The sequence below is a fragment of the Burkholderia sp. 9777_1386 genome (genome assembly GCF_015712265.1).
GTDB classification, from domain to species: domain Bacteria; phylum Pseudomonadota; class Gammaproteobacteria; order Burkholderiales; family Burkholderiaceae; genus Burkholderia; species Burkholderia cenocepacia.
Genome location: NZ_JACCQB010000033.1, coordinates 67,498 through 82,705 on the forward strand (window position 1 = coordinate 67,498; position 15,208 = coordinate 82,705).

Below are 15,208 nucleotides of genomic sequence, written 5' to 3' on the forward strand. Positions count from 1 at the left end.
CGCTCGCCCGCCCGCTGCCGATGCGCCGGCCACGCTTGCCGTGACGGACCGTCGGCAACGGCGCAGCGCCGCCCCACTCCGCTTCCCCACGCCCGACAGGATTTCCCGATGCCAACACGCTTTCGCCGAGCCGCCCGCGCGATCGCGGCATGCGCCGCCCTCGCGGGCCTGCTGCCGCACGCCGCGTTCGCGCTGACGGCGGCCGATACCGCCGCGCTCGCCGGCGACGACTTCGACGCGAAGACGGCCGCGATCGAACGGCTCGCCGCCGACACCGATCCGCGCGCCGTTGCGGTGCTCAATGCGCTGTCGAGCGGCGATGCGCTCGCGACCGGCGACGGCCGCCTGCTGATCCAGTCCGGCGACACCGCGCACGACGCGCTCACGCAGGCCGCGACGCCGGCCGGCGACGCGCAGCCGGTGATGCTGAACAACCTGCTGCGCACGAAGATCGCCGGCGCGCTGTCGGGCCTCGCGCTCGCGTCGCCCGACGTGGCCGCGCGCCGCGACGCGATCGACGCGCTGCTGAAGTCGCCCGACCCGGCGCTCAAGCCGATGATCGACCGCGCCCGCGCAAAGGAAACCGATCCGGCGCTGAAACGCCGCCTCGACGCGCTGTGGGCGATCGCCGCGCTGCACGATCCCGATCCGGCGAAGCGTCTCGAAGCCGTGCAGGTGGTGGCCGCGCGCAGCGACCTCGACATGATCGAACAACTGCGCCCGCTCGTCGCGAAAAACGCGGACGGCAGCTACGCGGAACCTGACGCGCGCGTGCGCGACGCCGCGCAACACGGGCTCGATACGTTGCACGCGCTGCAGCGCCGCGGCGAAATCGTCGGCACGGTGTTCGCCGGCCTGTCGCTCGGCAGCGTGCTGCTGCTCGCTGCGCTCGGCCTCGCGATCACGTACGGGCTGATCGGCGTGATCAACATGGCGCATGGCGAATTCCTGATGATCGGTGCGTACGCAACCTATGTCGTGCAGACGCTGGTCCAGCGCTACGCGCCCGGCGCATTCGACTGGTATCCGCTCGTCGCCGTGCCGGTGTCGTTCGCGGTGGCCGCGCTCGTCGGCATCGTGCTCGAACGGCTCGTGCTGCGGCACCTGTACGGCCGCCCGCTCGAAACGCTGCTCGCGACCTTCGGCGTGAGCCTGATCCTGATCCAGGCGACGCGCATGCTGTTCGGCGCGCAGAACGTGCAGGTCGTGAACCCGTCGTGGATGAGTGGCGGCGTGACGGTGATGCAGAACCTGATCCTGCCGTACAACCGGCTCGCGATCCTCGCGTTCGCGCTCGCGGTGGTGGTCGTCGCGTGGGCCGTGCTGACGAAGACGCGGCTCGGCCTGTTCGTGCGCGCGGTCACGCAGAACCGCCGGATGGCAGCCTGCGTCGGCGTGAAGACCGCGCGGGTCGACGCGTATGCGTTCGCGTTCGGGGCGGGCATCGCCGGCCTCGGCGGCTGCGCGCTGTCGCAGATCGGCAACGTGGGCCCCGATCTCGGCCAGAACTACATCATCGACTCGTTCATGGCCGTCGTGCTCGGCGGTGTCGGGCAGATCGCCGGCACCGTGCTCGGCGGCTTCGGACTCGGCCTCGCGAGCAAGGCGATCGAACCGTTCTGGGGTGCCGTGCTCGCGAAGATCGCGGTGCTCGTGATGATCGTGCTGTTCATCCAGAAACGCCCGCAGGGCATGTTCGCCCCGAAGGGCCGCAGCGCGGAGGCTTGACGTGACTTCATTCACCGATTCGATATCGAACCCGGTCGCCGACACGTCGAAGCCCGCTGCCGCCGGACGCGCGGCGGACGGCTTCGCGCTCGGCCTGCCGCCCCGCCCCGCGCTGCTGTCGCGCCGCGCATGGCTCGCGCTCGTCGCGCTGTGCGTGGCGATCGGCATCGGCGTGCCGCTCGCCGCACTCGTCGCGCCCGAAGCCAGCGCGTTCCACCTGTCCGCGTACGCGATGACGCTCGCGGGCAAGCTGATGTGCTACGCGATCGCCGCGCTCGCGCTCGACCTCGTGTGGGGCTACTGCGGCATCCTGAGCCTCGGCCACGGCCTGTTCTTCGCGCTCGGCGGCTATGCGATCGGCATGTACCTGATGCGCGAGATCGGCCGCGACGGCAAGTACGGCAGCGACCTCCCCGACTTCATGGTGTTCCTCGACTGGCACCAGTTGCCGTGGTACTGGAGCGGTACGCAGCATCTCGCGTGGGCGCTCGCGCTGGTCGTGCTGGTGCCGGCCGTGCTCGCGTGGGTGTTCGGCTTCTTCACGTTCCGCTCGCGCGTGAAGGGCGTGTACCTGTCGATCATCACGCAGGCGCTGACGTTCGCCGCGATGCTGCTGTTCTATCGCAACGAGACGGGCTTCGGCGGCAACAACGGCTTCACCGACTTCAAGCGCATCGCCGGCTTCGCGATCACGTCGCCGGGCACGCGCACGGTGCTGTTGCTGCTGACGTTCGCGACCCTCGTGCTCGCGTTCGTCGCCGCGCGCGCGATCGTCACGAGCAAGCTCGGGCGCGTGGTGACCGCGGTGCGCGACGGCGAGACGCGGCTGATGTTCCTCGGCTACAGCCCGCTCGCGTACAAGCTGTTCGTGTGGACCGTGTCGGCCGTGCTGTGCGGCATCGCCGGCGCGCTGTACGTGCCGCAGGTCGGCATCATCAATCCCGGCGAGATGTCGCCCGGCAACTCGATCGAAATGGCGATCTGGGTCGCGGTGGGCGGACGCGGCACGCTGATCGGGCCGATCGTCGGCGCGTTCGCGGTAAACGGCGCGAAGAGCGTCTTCACCGCGTACTTCGCCGAATACTGGCTGTTCTTCCTCGGTCTGATCTTCGTGCTCGTGCCGCTCTTGCTGCCGCGCGGGATCATGGGCCTCGTCGAAACCGTGCTCGCGAAGGGGAAACGCGCATGAATGGAACGGCGCTCTACCAGTTCACGCCGCCCCCCGAGGACGAGCTGACCGTCAGCGGCAGCGCGTCGATGGGGCGCGTCGTGCCGCCCGGCATCGATTCGTCGCACGGCACGATTCTCTATCTCGAGGACATCGAGGTGAGCTTCGACGGGTTTCGCGCGCTGAAGAAGCTGTCGCTCGCGATCGACGCGGGCGAGCTGCGCTGCGTGATCGGCCCGAACGGCGCGGGCAAGACGACGATGATGGACGTCATCACCGGCAAGACGCGGCCCGATGCGGGCAAGGTGTTTCTGGGCCAGACGATCGACCTCGCGCGGATGAACGAACCCGAGATCGCGCGGGCGGGCATCGGCCGCAAGTTCCAGAAGCCGACCGTGTTCGAACAGCATCCGGTATGGGAAAACCTCGAACTCGCGATGCAGACCGACAAGGGCTGGCTCGCGTCGCTGCGCGCGCGGCTCGACCGCACCGCGCAGGCGAAGATCGAGGAGACGCTCGCACTGATCGGCCTCGAAAGCCATGCGTATCGCGCGGCCGGCGAACTGTCGCACGGCCAGAAGCAGCGGCTCGAAATCGGCATGCTGCTGATGCAGCGCCCCGCGCTGCTGCTGCTCGACGAGCCGGCGGCCGGGATGACCGACCACGAGACGATGGAACTCGCCGAGCTGCTGAACACGCTGCGCGGCACCTGCTCGATGATGGTCGTCGAGCACGACATGGAATTCGTCGCGGCGCTCGCGGGCGACACGGGACGCGTGACGGTGATGGCCGAAGGCGCGGTGCTCGCGCACGGCACGCTCGACCAGGTCAAGCGCGACGACGCGGTGATCGAGTCTTACCTCGGACGATGATGCGATGCTGAAAATCGAAGCGCTGAACCAGTACTACGGCGGCAGCCATATCCTGCGCAACGTGAACCTCGTCGCCGACGACGGCAAGCTCACCGTGCTGCTCGGCCGCAACGGCGTCGGCAAGAGCACGCTGCTGCGCTGCCTGATGGGCGTCGTCGCCGCGAAAAGCGGCAGCGTGTCGTGGCGCGGCACCGCGCTCGGCGCACTGCCGCCGTATGCGCGCGTCGCGGCGGGGCTCGCGTACGTGCCGCAGGGCCGCGACATCTTTCCGCGGCTCACCGTCGAGGAAAACCTGCTCGTCGGCGCGGCGAGCCGCAAGGCGCCGTCGAAAGTGCCCGATCGCATCTACGACCTGTTCCCGGTGCTCAAGGACATGCGCGCACGGCGCGGCGGCGACCTGTCGGGCGGCCAGCAGCAGCAGCTCGCGATCGGCCGCGCGCTGATGAGCGAGCCGCAGTTGCTGATCCTCGACGAGCCGACCGAAGGCATCCAGCCGTCGATCATCCAGGACATCGGCCGCACGCTGCGCCAGCTCGTCGACGAATCGCGGATGACCGTGCTGCTCGTCGAACAGTATTACGATTTCGCGCAATCGATCGCCGACCGGTACTGGGTGATGAGTCGTGGCGAGATCGTCGCGGGCGGGGAAGCACAGGACATGGAGACGAACGGGGTGCGGGAGCTGATCGCGGTGTGATGGGCGGCACCGCGGTAGGCACGGCGGTAGGCACCGCGGTAGGCACGGCGAGGGACACGTACGGTCGGCTCGCGGGACGCACGCACGCGGCGCTTCCTACGAACGCGGCATCTGCATTATTGTTCCGGTAGCATCCACGTTCTTCGCACCCGCTTCCTCGTTTCCCGTTCGCCGCCGATGTCCGCCCCCGATTCGCACGCCTCGCTGTCCCGCCCCGCCGTCGCCAAGTCGTGGCGCGGCCGCCTCGAACTCGGCTTCGAGCGGCACGGTGCGCGCACGACGCTCGCGCACCGGCTGCACGACGGCCCGCTGCGCGTGCAGCGGCCGCTGTACCCGGAAGGCGACGCAATCTGCCACGCGGTGATCGTGCATCCGCCGGGCGGCGTCGCGGGCGGCGACCGGCTCGACATCGACATCGCGCTCGGCGACGGCACGCACGCGGTGCTGACGACGCCGGGCGCGACCAAGTGGTACAAGTCGAACGGCCTCGACGCGACACAGCGTATCGGCATCGCGGTCGGCGCGCATGCGAAGCTCGACTGGCTGCCGCAGAACAACCTGTTCTTCGACGCGGCGCACGCGGCGCTCGACTTCACGGTGACGCTCGGCGCAGGCGCGAGCGCGATCGGCTGGGACGCGACGCAGCTCGGCCGGCAGGCGGCCGGCGAAACCTGGTCGGCAGGACGCATCGCGTCGACCTCGGCGCTCGTCGATGCCGACGGCCGGCCGCTGTGGACCGAGCGCGCGCTGCTCGACGCGCGCGACCCGCTGCGCGGCGCGCTGCAGGGCCTCGCCGGTTTTCCCGTCTACGGCACGCTGTGGGCCGCCGGCGCCGCGTGCGACGCGGCGCTCGCCGAAGCGCTCGCCGCGCGCATGCCGTTCGACGACACGCTGCGCGCGGGCGCCACCTGCGTGACGCCCGGCGTCGTGCTCGTGCGTGCGCTCGCGACGTCGATGGAAGCGCTGCAGCGCCACTTCACCGACTGCTGGCTGCAGTTGCGACCGATCGTGCACGGCGTCGACGCGCGGCCGCTGCGTCTCTGGCAAACCTGAACGCGCGCATCACGCACCGTTTCGGCGCAGCCCGCGACACGCGCCGCACCCTCTCCATGCATCGCGCACCACGAACGCGCATCGCACCGCGTGCGATGCACATGGCACGCACCTTGCTCCTTACATAAGCGATACACGACGCACGCAAAACAGCGCGGTGCTACGATGAACCGCGCGCCCGCCCGTTGCGTGCGCACCGATAAAAATTACGTTTTCCTGAACGTCTGCCTTCATGAAACTGACTCCCCGCGAAAAGGACAAGCTGCTGATCTTCACGGCGGCGCTGCTCGCCGAACGCCGCCGTGCGCGCGGCCTGAAGCTCAACTATCCGGAGGCGGTCGCCTTCATCACCGCGGCGCTGATGGAAGCCGCGCGCGACGGCAGGACGGTGGCCGAGGTGATGCACTACGGCACGACGCTGCTCACGCGCGACGACGTGATGGACGGCGTGCCGGAAATGATTCCCGACATCCAGGTCGAAGCGACCTTCCCCGACGGCACGAAGCTCGTGACCGTCCACCACCCGATTCCGTGAGGCCCCGCATGATCCCCGGCGAAATCCTCACCGACGACGGCGAACACGAACTGAATGCGGGCCGTGCGACGCGCTCGCTCGTCGTCGCGAACACCGGCGATCGCCCGGTGCAGGTCGGCTCGCACTATCACTTCTTCGAAGTCAACGACGCGTTGTCGTTCGACCGCGCGGCCGCGCGCGGCTTCCGGCTCAACATCGCGGCCGGCACGGCCGTGCGCTTCGAGCCCGGCCAGACGCGCACCGTCGAGCTCGTCGCGCTCGCGGGCGAGCGCGCCGTCTACGGTTTTCAGGGCAAGGTGATGGGGCCGCTGTAAGCCGCGCCCCGCTCTTCAGGAACAGCAACATGACACTACGCTTGAGCCGCCGCGCGTACGCGGAAATGTTCGGGCCGACGACGGGCGACCGCGTCCGGCTCGCCGATACCGAACTGCTGATCGAGATCGAACGCGACTTCACCACGTACGGCGAGGAAGTGAAATTCGGCGGCGGAAAAGTGATCCGCGACGGGATGGGCCAGTCGCAGCGCGTGGCCGCCGACGTGCCCGACACCGTCATCACGAACGCGGTGATCCTCGATCACTGGGGCATCGTGAAGGCCGACATCGCGATCAAGCACGGCCGCATCGCCGCGATCGGCAAGGCCGGCAACCCCGACATCCAGCCGGGCGTGACGATCGCGATCGGCGCCGCGACCGAAGTCATCGCCGGCGAAGGGCTGATCGTGACCGCGGGCGGCATCGACACGCACATTCACTTCATCAGCCCGCAGCAGATCGACGAGGCGCTCGCGTCGGGCGTCACGACGATGCTCGGCGGCGGCACGGGGCCGGCCACCGGCACCAACGCGACGACCTGCACGCCAGGCCCGTGGCACATGGAGCGGATGCTGCAGGCCGCCGACGGCTGGCCGATCAATCTCGGCTTTCTGGGCAAGGGCAACGCGAGCCTGCCGCAGCCGCTCGTCGAGCAGATCGCGGCCGGCGCGATCGGTTTGAAACTGCACGAGGACTGGGGCACGACGCCCGCCGCGATCGACAACTGCCTGTCGGTGGCCGACGACACCGACACGCAGGTCGCGATCCACACCGACACGCTGAACGAGGCCGGGTTCGTCGAATCGACGGTCGCCGCGTTCAAGGGCCGCACGATCCACACGTACCACACCGAAGGTGCGGGCGGCGGCCATGCGCCCGACATCCTGAAGGTGTGCGGCGAGATGAACGTACTGCCGTCGTCGACCAATCCGACGCGCCCGTACACGATCAACACGCTCGACGAGCATCTCGACATGCTGATGGTGTGCCATCACCTCGATCCGTCGATCGCCGAGGATCTCGCGTTCGCCGAATCGCGCATTCGTCGCGAGACGATCGCGGCCGAGGACATCCTGCACGATCTCGGCGCGCTGTCGATGCTGTCGTCCGATTCGCAGGCGATGGGCCGCGTCGGCGAAGTGATCATCCGCACCTGGCAGACCGCGCACAAGATGAAGGTGCAGCGCGGCGCGCTGCCGGAGGACACCGCGCGCAACGACAACTTCCGCGCGAAGCGCTACGTCGCGAAGTACACGATCAACCCGGCGCTCACGCACGGCATCGCGCATGAAGTCGGCTCGATCGAGCCCGGCAAGTGGGCCGACCTCGTGCTGTGGGAGCCTGCGTTCTTCGGGATCAAGCCGTCGATGATCCTCAAGGGCGGCATGATCGCGCTCGCGCAGATGGGCGACCCGAACGCGTCGATCCCGACGCCGCAGCCGGTTCACTATCGCGAGATGTTCGCGACGCGCGGCGGGGCGCTCGCGCGCACGTCGCTGACCTTCGTGTCGCAGATGGCGGCCGATGCGGGCATCGCGGAACGCTATGGCCTCGCGAAGCGGATCGTGCCGGTGCGCAACTGCCGCAACGTGACGAAGGCCGACATGATTCACAACGCCTGGCGTCCGTCGATCAGCGTCGATCCGGAAACCTACGACGTGATCGCCGACGGCCAGTTGCTCACCTGCGAGCCGGCGACGGTGCTGCCGATGGCGCAGCGCTATTTCCTGTTCTGATTCGAGATCCTCGGTTTCATGCGCACCCTCGACAAACGTATTGCCCCGAACGTGAAACTCGCCGCGTCGCTCGTCGCGCGCGCGCCGACGCTCACGCTCGCCTATGACGCCCGCTGCAAGAGCCGCCTCGCGGCGACGCTCGATACCGGCGAGGACGTCGCGGTCCTGCTGCCGCGCGGCACCGTGCTGCGCGACGGCGACGTGCTCGTCGCCGACGACGGCGCGCTCGTGCGCATCGCCGCGGCGCCCGAAACCGTGCTGCTCGTGCGCGCGACCGACCCGCTCACGCTGATGCGCGCCGCGTACCATCTCGGCAACCGTCACACGCCGGTCGAGATCGGCGACGGCTACCTGAAGCTCGAAGCCGACCCGGTGCTCGCGGACATGCTGCGCCGGCTCGGCACGCGGGTCGAAGAGGCACGCGCGCCGTTCCAGCCGGAAGCCGGTGCGTACGGCGGCGGCCACAAGCACGGGCACGACGCGACGTTCGCCGAGGATTACGCGCTCGCGCAGCAGGTGTTCGGCGAACATCACGGGCATGCGCATTCGCACGATCACGATCACGATCACGATCATCAGCATGGTCCCGGCTGCACGCACGGCCACCACGGTCATGACCACCACTGAACTCGTCGCGCTGCTGCACCTCGCGTCGCCGGCGCTGCCGATCGGCGCATACAGCTATTCGCAGGGCCTCGAAGCCGCGCTCGACGCGAACCTGATCCGCGATGCCGATTCCGCGCGCGACTGGATTGCCAGCGGCCTGACCGACGTGCTCGCGCACGGCGAACTGCCGTTCCTCGCACACCAGCTCGCCCGCTGGCAGACCGACGACACACACGCGCTCGCCGCCGAGAATGCGTGGTTCGTCGCGAGCCGGGAATCGGCCGAACTGCGCCGCGAAACCGAACAGATGGGCTGGTCGCTCGCGCAGCTGTGCGCGTCGCTCGAATGGGGCGACGCCGCACGCCGCGCGACGCTCGCGTCGCTGTCGCCGATCGCGCTGCCGACCGCATTCGCGTACGCGGCCGCCGCACACGATGCCAGCGCCGACGCGACGCTCGCCGCGTACGCGTTCGGCTGGGTCGAGAACCAGACGTCCGCCGCGCTGAAGGCCGTGCCGCTCGGCCAGCTCGCCGGGCAACGCATCATCGTCGCGCTGCGCGGCGCGATCGACGCGGCCGTGCGCCGCGCGCTCGCGACACCGCCCGACGCCGTCAACACGTTCGCGCCGCAGCTCGGCATCCTGTCCGCGCGGCACGAAACCCAGTATTCGCGGTTGTTCCGCTCCTGAACCTCTTCGCCCGACCATGAACGCACCCGCTCCCTCCCCCGCCCGCCGCACGAAGAAACTGCCGCCGCTACGCGTCGGCATCGGCGGCCCCGTCGGCTCCGGCAAGACCACGCTGCTCGAAATGCTGTGCAAGGCGATGCGCGACCGCTACGACCTCGTCGCGATCACGAACGACATCTATACGAAAGAAGACCAGCGACTGCTGACGGTCGCGGGCGCACTGCCCGAGGAACGCATCATGGGCGTCGAGACGGGCGGCTGCCCGCACACGGCGATCCGGGAAGATGCATCGATCAACCTCGAAGCTGTCGACCGGATGCTCGCGCGCTTTCCCGATGCCGACATCGTGTTCATCGAGTCCGGCGGCGACAATCTCGCGGCGACCTTCAGCCCCGAGCTGTCGGACTTGACGATCTACGTGATCGACGTCGCCGGCGGCGAGAAGATTCCACGCAAGGGCGGCCCCGGCATCACGAAGTCCGACCTGCTCGTGATCAACAAGACCGACCTCGCGCCGCTGGTCGGCGCGAACCTCGACGTGATGGCGTCCGACACGCGGAAGATGCGCGGCGAGCGGCCTTACGTGATGACGAACCTGAAGGCGCTCGACGGCGTCGCGGACGTGATCGCGTTCATCGAGAAGAAGGGTTTGCTGACGGTGTGAGCGGCGCGGCGGCGCCCTGCGACGCCGCCACGCGAGTCCGGGCGGCATCGCGCCGCCCGCGCCGTCTATGCGTCGTCGTCCGGAGCGTCCTGCACGTCCGGCAGCGCACGCGCGCCGGTTGCGGCAGGCGGCAACAGCGCGGCGAGCACGTCGACCGTGCGGGCGGTCGCGCCGCGGTGACGCGATGCGAAGGCCGCGCCGGCCGCGCCCATCGCGATGCGCCGCGCGTTGTCGGCGAACAGCGCGTCGAGCACGTGTGCGAGATCGAGCGGATCCTCGACCTGCATCGCCGCACCGGCCGCGACCGCATCGGCGGTCGCCTGCGTGAAGTTGAACACGTGCGGCCCGATCAGCACCGGCACGCCGACCGCGCACGCTTCGATCAGGTTCTGCCCGCCGAGCGGCAGCAGGCTGCCGCCGATGAACGCGATGTCGGCCGCCGCGTAGTACGCACCGAGCTCGCCCATCGAATCGCCGAGCAGCACCGTCACGTCGTCCGGCAGCGGGTCGGCCGCCGGCCGGCCCGCTGCGAGCGCGGCCGCATCGGCCGCCCACACCGAGCGCCGCACGCACTTGAGCCCGCCGCGCGCGACGAGCGCCTCGACCTCGGCGAAGCGCTGCGGATGACGCGGCACGAGCACCAGCAACGCGCCGGGCGTGCGCATTTCCGCGAACGCCTGCAACACCAGCGCCTCTTCGTTCTCGCGCGTGCTGGCGGCGACCCACACCGGCCGCGCGCCGATCGCGTCGCGCCACGCATGGCCGCGTGCCGCGAGTTCCGGCGGCGTCGTCATGTCGAACTTCAGGTTGCCGAGCACGGTCACGTTGCGGGCGCCGAGCGACGTCAGCCGCTCCGCATCGGCCGGGCTCTGCGCGAGCACGCGCGAGAAGCCGCCGAACACGTCGCGCGTCGCCGCGCCGAACTTCGCCGCGCGCCGGAACGAACGCGCGGACATCCGCGCATTGGTCAACACCAGCGGCACGTCCGCGCGGCGACACTCGTCGATCAGCGTCGGCCACACCTCGGTTTCCATCACGAGGCCGAGCGTCGGCCGCCATGCACGCAGGAAGCGCCGCACCGCGCCCGGCATGTCGTACGGCAGGTAGCAGCGCAGCACGCGATCGCCGAAGATCTGTTCGCCCGTCGCGCGGCCGCTCGGCGTCATGTGCGTGAGCAGGATGCGCGCATCGGGGCGCGCGCGCATCAGCGCATCGATCAGCGGCTGCGCGGCGCGCGTCTCGCCGACCGACACCGCATGCACCCAGATCAGCGGCGCGCGGTCGTCGCGCGAGCGGCCCGCGACGTGACCGAAGCGCTCGGCGATATGCTCGCGATAACCGCGCTCCTTGCGCGAGCGCACGTAGAGCCGGATGACCGCGGCCGGCGCGACGAGCCACCACAGCGCGCGATAGATCGCCCTCAGCATGCGGCCGCCCGGGTATTGCGTCGAAGCAGGCGCGCGCTCAAACCAGCGCCCTGCCCGTCAGGCGTTCGAGAATGCCGAGCGGCGCGCATTCGCGGCGAACCATCGCGTCGACCGGCAGGAAGAAGGTCTGCTCGAGCATGAACTGGCCCGACATCACAGCGTGCGAAGTCTGATCGGAGAAACATATCCACACGCTGCCCGGCGGAAACGGCATCGTTTGCTGCGGACACGTCTTCTGGTAGTCGAGATCGGCCTTCATCCCGTCGTGCAGGTTCAGCATCAGGTGGTCGTATGCGCTGCGCGGCGATTTCGTCACGTGCAGCAGGTTCAGCAGCCACGCCGAGCCCGGGAACTGCGGCCGGATCTTCGGCAGGAAGCGCTTCGCGACGTCCTCGAACGGCTCGCCGACACGCCACACGCGCGGTGCGCCGGCCGGGTTCACGTTCGTGAACACGCGCAGGATGCGCTCGCCGTAGTTCGGCCGCGACGGGAACGCGTCGACGTGCAGCCGGCTGTCGTCCTTGCGCCACGACGTCTGGCGCGTTTCGACCTGCATCAGCCGCAGGCTCGTCGGCGCGACGCGCAGCTTTCCGCGGTATTCGGGAAAGAGGCCGTCGACGAGCGTGCCGGCCTGCTGCTGGAAGCGCGCGACGAGCGCGCGCACGGCCGACTGCGTGACGCTGTCGCCGAGCACGCCGGCGAGCGCGCCGCCGTTCGGCGCGAGGCTGATGTTCTTGCGTTTCGGATCGGCGAGCGCCGGATCGAGCAGCGCTTCCTCGCCGCCTTCGATCGCGAAGCGCAGGTGCGGGAAATACAGCACCTTGCCTTCCTCGACCGCGGCCAGCAACTGCTCGCGCGGCGCCGACAGGTTGTGTCCGCTCCAGTCGGCGGACGGGACTTCGATGATCTGGGATTCGCTCATGATCGGTTCGCGTGTGGACAGCGTTACAGGAGGCCGAAGCCCGCGAGCGCCGACTTCACCTGCGCGATCGACGGGGGCTGCCCCGCCGTGCCGAGATTGACGACGTTCGGCGACCAGTAGCCGCCGGTCCGCCAGGCCGTCGCGAAATTGTACAGTTCGACCGTCGGGCGCTTCAGCGCGGCCGCGATGTGAACCAGACCTGTATCAACCCCGACCGTCGCGGCCGCGCCGTCGATCAGCCCGACCACGGCCGGCAGCGACAGCTTCGGCGGCACGATCGCCGCCGCGCCGAATTCCTTCGCGAGCCGCTCGCTGGTCGCGCGTTCCGCGTCGTTGCCCCACGGCAGCACGAGCGACGCGCCGCGCCGCACCAGCGCCTGGCCGAGCTCGATCCACGCGGCGTCCGGCCACTGCTTGTCGGCGCGCGACGTCGCGTGGACGAACACGACGTACGGCACCGGCAAGTTCAGGCCGAGCGCGGCCACCGCGAGCGCTGCCGCCCGCGTGTCGAGGCCGAACGCGACGGGGTCGGCCGGGGTCGGCGCCGGGTCGTCCAGCGCGGCCGCGACCAACTGGCGCGAGCGCTCGACGACGTGCGTGCGCGGCGCGATCGGCACGCGCTTGCGGTAGAAGAAGCGCACCGGCCATTCGTAGCCGGCGCCGTCGGTGCGGTTGCCGAGCCCGACGAGCGGGCCGCGGGCCCAGCTCGCGACCCACGCGGTCTTGATGAGGCCCTGGCAGTCGATCACGAGGTCGTACTGCTCGGCCGCGAGGCGCCGGCGGAACGCGCGGATCTCGCGCCACGTGGCCCCCGAGAACGGCTTCTTGCGCCAGCGGCGCAGCGAGAACGGCAGCACGTTGCGCACGCCGTCGACGAGCCGTACGAGGTCGACGAAGCTTTCCTCGACGAGCCAGTCGATCTGCGCATCGGGGTGGCGGCGCCGGATATCGGCGATCACCGGCATGTTGTGCACGACGTCGCCCAGCGACGACACACGCACGATCAGGATCTTTTGCACGCTGAAAAAACGCCGGCTGGCAGCCGGCGACAGACATAAAGGGGGGATTTTATCCCGCCCGGAGGGCCGGACAGACAAAAAGCGGCCACGCGCCCGGGGCGCGCGCCGCTTTTCAAGATAAACCCGGCCGATGAGCCGGCCGTCGTACGGGCGGCCCGCCGACCGCCGGCGCTCAGAACGGCAGCTTGACGTCCGGCTTCGCGGCCGTCAGCACGCGGCGGAAGTCCTCCTGGATGCGCTTGAGCCCTTCCTGCGTCTCGGCTTCGAAGCGCATCACGACGACCGGCGTCGTGTTCGACGAACGCGCGAGGCCGAAGCCGTCCGGGTACTCGACACGCAGGCCGTCGATCGTCACGACTTCGTCGGCGCCGTCGAACTTCGCTTCCTTCTGCAACTGCTCGATCAGGCGGAAATTCTCGCCTTCGTCGAGCCAGAGCTGCAGTTCCGGCGTGCTCATCGCGTCCGGCAGGCTGTTGAGCAGCGCGCTCGGATCGGCCGTCTTCGCGAGAATTTCCAGCAGGCGCGCGCCCGTGTACAGGCCGTCGTCGAAGCCGTACCAGCGATCCTTGAAGAACACGTGGCCGCTCATTTCGCCGGCCAGCGGTGCACCCGTCTCACGCAGCTTCGCCTTCACGAGCGAATGGCCGGTCTTCCACATCAGCGGCTCGCCGCCCTTCGACTTCACCCACTGCGCGAGGTGGCGCGTGCACTTCACGTCGTAGATGATCTGGGCGCCGGGGTTGCGCGACAGCACTTCTTCCGCGAACAGCATCAGCTGGCGGTCCGGATAGATGATCTGGCCGTCCTTCGTGACGACGCCGAGACGGTCGCCGTCGCCGTCGAACGCGAAGCCGAGCTCCGCATCGGTGTCCTTCAGCGCCTGGATCACGTCCTGCAGGTTTTCCGGGTGGGCAGGATCGGGGTGGTGGTTCGGGAATGTGCCGTCGATGTCGGTGAAGCGCTCGACGAGTTCGCAGCCGAGCGCCTTGAACAGGCGCGTCGCGAGCGGGCCCGCGACGCCGTTGCCGGCGTCGACGACGAGCTTCAGCGGCCGCGCGAGCTTCACGTCGCCGACGATGCGCGCGATGTACTGATCCGCGACGTCGATTGCTTCATACGTGCCGCTGCCCGTCTCGAACCGCTCGTCGACGATGCGGCGGTACAGCGCCTGGATCTGCTCGCCGTAGATTGCGGCGCCGCGCAGCACCATCTTGAAGCCGTTGTAGTCGGGCGGGTTGTGGCTGCCCGTGACGACGATGCACGAATCGACGCGGCGCTCGCCGCCCTTCAGCGCGAGCGGCACGTTCGCCGCAAAATAACCGACCGGCGTCGGCACCATGCCGACGTCGACGACGTCGACCCCGGCCGCACGCAGGCCGTCGGCCAGCGCGCCGACCAGTTCCGGCCCGGACAGGCGGCCGTCGCGCGCGACGACGACCGCATCGCCGCCCTGCGCACGCACTTCGCTGCCGAATGCCCGGCCGATCCCGCGCGCCGTGTCGACGTCGAGGGTCTTGCCGACCACGCCACGAATGTCATATGCCTTGAAGATGGATTGGGAGATCATCGATTCTCTTCTCTCGGTTGCGTGCATGAAAAATTGTCTGGCTTGCGTGGCCGCCGCTCGCGGGTGCCGCGCATGATACATGCCTGCCGGCGGAACACGGGGCGCAACGGCTGGAGCGGCCACGTGTTCTTCAAGGATCGCTGGTACGGCTTCGACGACGGCCTGTACACGGGCGCGCGCCTGCTGGAAATTCTCGCGAAGACGGCCGATCC

15 protein-coding genes are annotated in these 15,208 nt (G+C 69.3%); 11 read left to right on the top strand and 4 right to left on the bottom strand.

What is annotated here, in order from left to right:
* Positions 1-108 precede the first annotated feature (108 nt).
* From urtB to ureG, 11 genes are all read left to right on the top strand, one after another.
* Positions 109-1,728 carry an urea ABC transporter permease subunit UrtB gene (gene urtB / locus H0X91_RS22840; RefSeq protein WP_006496631.1) on the top strand — a complete coding sequence of 540 codons (1,620 nt, stop codon included), beginning with the start codon at positions 109-111 and terminating at the stop codon, positions 1,726-1,728.
* 1 nt (position 1,729) lies between these two features.
* A complete protein-coding gene (urtC, locus tag H0X91_RS22845; protein ID WP_080322425.1) occupies positions 1,730-2,917 on the top strand; it encodes an urea ABC transporter permease subunit UrtC in 1,188 nt (395 codons plus the stop codon).
* Entirely contained in the window at positions 2,914-3,768 is an 855-nt protein-coding gene (gene urtD / locus H0X91_RS22850) for an urea ABC transporter ATP-binding protein UrtD (protein ID WP_196433371.1), read from the top strand. The genes urtC and urtD overlap by 4 nt, the downstream gene beginning before the upstream one ends.
* A 4-nt stretch (positions 3,769-3,772) precedes the next feature.
* Positions 3,773-4,465, top strand: a complete 693-nt coding sequence (gene urtE, locus H0X91_RS22855; RefSeq protein ID WP_006488540.1) for an urea ABC transporter ATP-binding subunit UrtE — start codon at positions 3,773-3,775, stop codon at positions 4,463-4,465.
* 177 nt (positions 4,466-4,642) lie between these two features.
* Positions 4,643-5,518: an urease accessory protein UreD gene (locus H0X91_RS22860; protein ID WP_124674529.1), complete on the top strand. Its 876-nt coding sequence runs from the start codon at positions 4,643-4,645 to the stop codon at positions 5,516-5,518.
* A 232-nt stretch (positions 5,519-5,750) separates the two neighbouring features.
* Entirely contained in the window at positions 5,751-6,053 is a 303-nt protein-coding gene (locus H0X91_RS22865; RefSeq protein ID WP_006491064.1) for an urease subunit gamma, read from the top strand.
* 8 nt (positions 6,054-6,061) lie between these two features.
* The gene (locus H0X91_RS22870) at positions 6,062-6,367 is read left to right on the top strand and encodes an urease subunit beta (protein ID WP_006491066.1); all 306 of its coding nucleotides are present in this window, start codon (positions 6,062-6,064) and stop codon (positions 6,365-6,367) included.
* A gap of 29 nt (positions 6,368-6,396) precedes the next feature.
* A complete protein-coding gene (ureC, locus tag H0X91_RS22875; protein ID WP_006491061.1) occupies positions 6,397-8,103 on the top strand; it encodes an urease subunit alpha in 1,707 nt (568 codons plus the stop codon).
* An 18-nt stretch (positions 8,104-8,121) separates the two neighbouring features.
* Positions 8,122-8,730: an urease accessory protein UreE gene (gene ureE / locus H0X91_RS22880; RefSeq protein ID WP_124674531.1), complete on the top strand. Its 609-nt coding sequence runs from the start codon at positions 8,122-8,124 to the stop codon at positions 8,728-8,730.
* Positions 8,717-9,397, top strand: a complete 681-nt coding sequence (locus H0X91_RS22885) for an urease accessory protein UreF (protein ID WP_012492899.1) — start codon at positions 8,717-8,719, stop codon at positions 9,395-9,397. The genes ureE and H0X91_RS22885 overlap by 14 nt, the downstream gene beginning before the upstream one ends.
* Before the next feature lie 16 nt (positions 9,398-9,413).
* On the top strand, positions 9,414-10,061 hold the full coding sequence (gene ureG / locus H0X91_RS22890) for an urease accessory protein UreG (protein ID WP_058901948.1): 648 nt from the start codon (positions 9,414-9,416) through the stop codon (positions 10,059-10,061).
* Between the two features lie 65 nt (positions 10,062-10,126).
* Here the strand turns inward: ureG and waaA are convergent, their stop codons facing one another.
* From waaA to H0X91_RS22910, 4 genes are all read right to left on the bottom strand, one after another.
* Entirely contained in the window at positions 10,127-11,488 is a 1,362-nt protein-coding gene (gene waaA, locus H0X91_RS22895) for a lipid IV(A) 3-deoxy-D-manno-octulosonic acid transferase (RefSeq protein ID WP_062884032.1), read from the bottom strand.
* Between the two features lie 37 nt (positions 11,489-11,525).
* Entirely contained in the window at positions 11,526-12,410 is an 885-nt protein-coding gene (locus H0X91_RS22900; protein ID WP_006485119.1) for a Kdo hydroxylase family protein, read from the bottom strand.
* 23 nt (positions 12,411-12,433) lie between these two features.
* Complete coding sequence (gene waaC / locus H0X91_RS22905; protein ID WP_034200910.1) at positions 12,434-13,429, bottom strand: lipopolysaccharide heptosyltransferase I; 996 nt, start codon at positions 13,427-13,429, stop codon at positions 12,434-12,436.
* Positions 13,430-13,601: 172 nt separating this feature from the next.
* Positions 13,602-14,996, bottom strand: a complete 1,395-nt coding sequence (locus H0X91_RS22910) for a phosphomannomutase/phosphoglucomutase (RefSeq protein WP_006496638.1) — start codon at positions 14,994-14,996, stop codon at positions 13,602-13,604.
* Positions 14,997-15,208 lie beyond the last annotated feature (212 nt).

Coding starts and splice junctions, on each gene's coding strand:
- ureC (WP_006491061.1), top strand. CDS start 6,397: ATGACACTACGCTTGAGCCGCCGCGCGTACGCGGAAATGTTCGGGCCG.
- ureE (WP_124674531.1), top strand. CDS start 8,122: ATGCGCACCCTCGACAAACGTATTGCCCCGAACGTGAAACTCGCCGCG.
- waaA (WP_062884032.1), bottom strand. CDS start 11,488: ATGCTGAGGGCGATCTATCGCGCGCTGTGGTGGCTCGTCGCGCCGGCC.
- urtD (WP_196433371.1), top strand. CDS start 2,914: ATGAATGGAACGGCGCTCTACCAGTTCACGCCGCCCCCCGAGGACGAG.
- H0X91_RS22910 (WP_006496638.1), bottom strand. CDS start 14,996: ATGATCTCCCAATCCATCTTCAAGGCATATGACATTCGTGGCGTGGTC.
- H0X91_RS22885 (WP_012492899.1), top strand. CDS start 8,717: ATGACCACCACTGAACTCGTCGCGCTGCTGCACCTCGCGTCGCCGGCG.
- H0X91_RS22900 (WP_006485119.1), bottom strand. CDS start 12,410: ATGAGCGAATCCCAGATCATCGAAGTCCCGTCCGCCGACTGGAGCGGA.
- H0X91_RS22865 (WP_006491064.1), top strand. CDS start 5,751: ATGAAACTGACTCCCCGCGAAAAGGACAAGCTGCTGATCTTCACGGCG.
- H0X91_RS22860 (WP_124674529.1), top strand. CDS start 4,643: ATGTCCGCCCCCGATTCGCACGCCTCGCTGTCCCGCCCCGCCGTCGCC.
- urtE (WP_006488540.1), top strand. CDS start 3,773: ATGCTGAAAATCGAAGCGCTGAACCAGTACTACGGCGGCAGCCATATC.
- urtB (WP_006496631.1), top strand. CDS start 109: ATGCCAACACGCTTTCGCCGAGCCGCCCGCGCGATCGCGGCATGCGCC.
- H0X91_RS22870 (WP_006491066.1), top strand. CDS start 6,062: ATGATCCCCGGCGAAATCCTCACCGACGACGGCGAACACGAACTGAAT.
- ureG (WP_058901948.1), top strand. CDS start 9,414: ATGAACGCACCCGCTCCCTCCCCCGCCCGCCGCACGAAGAAACTGCCG.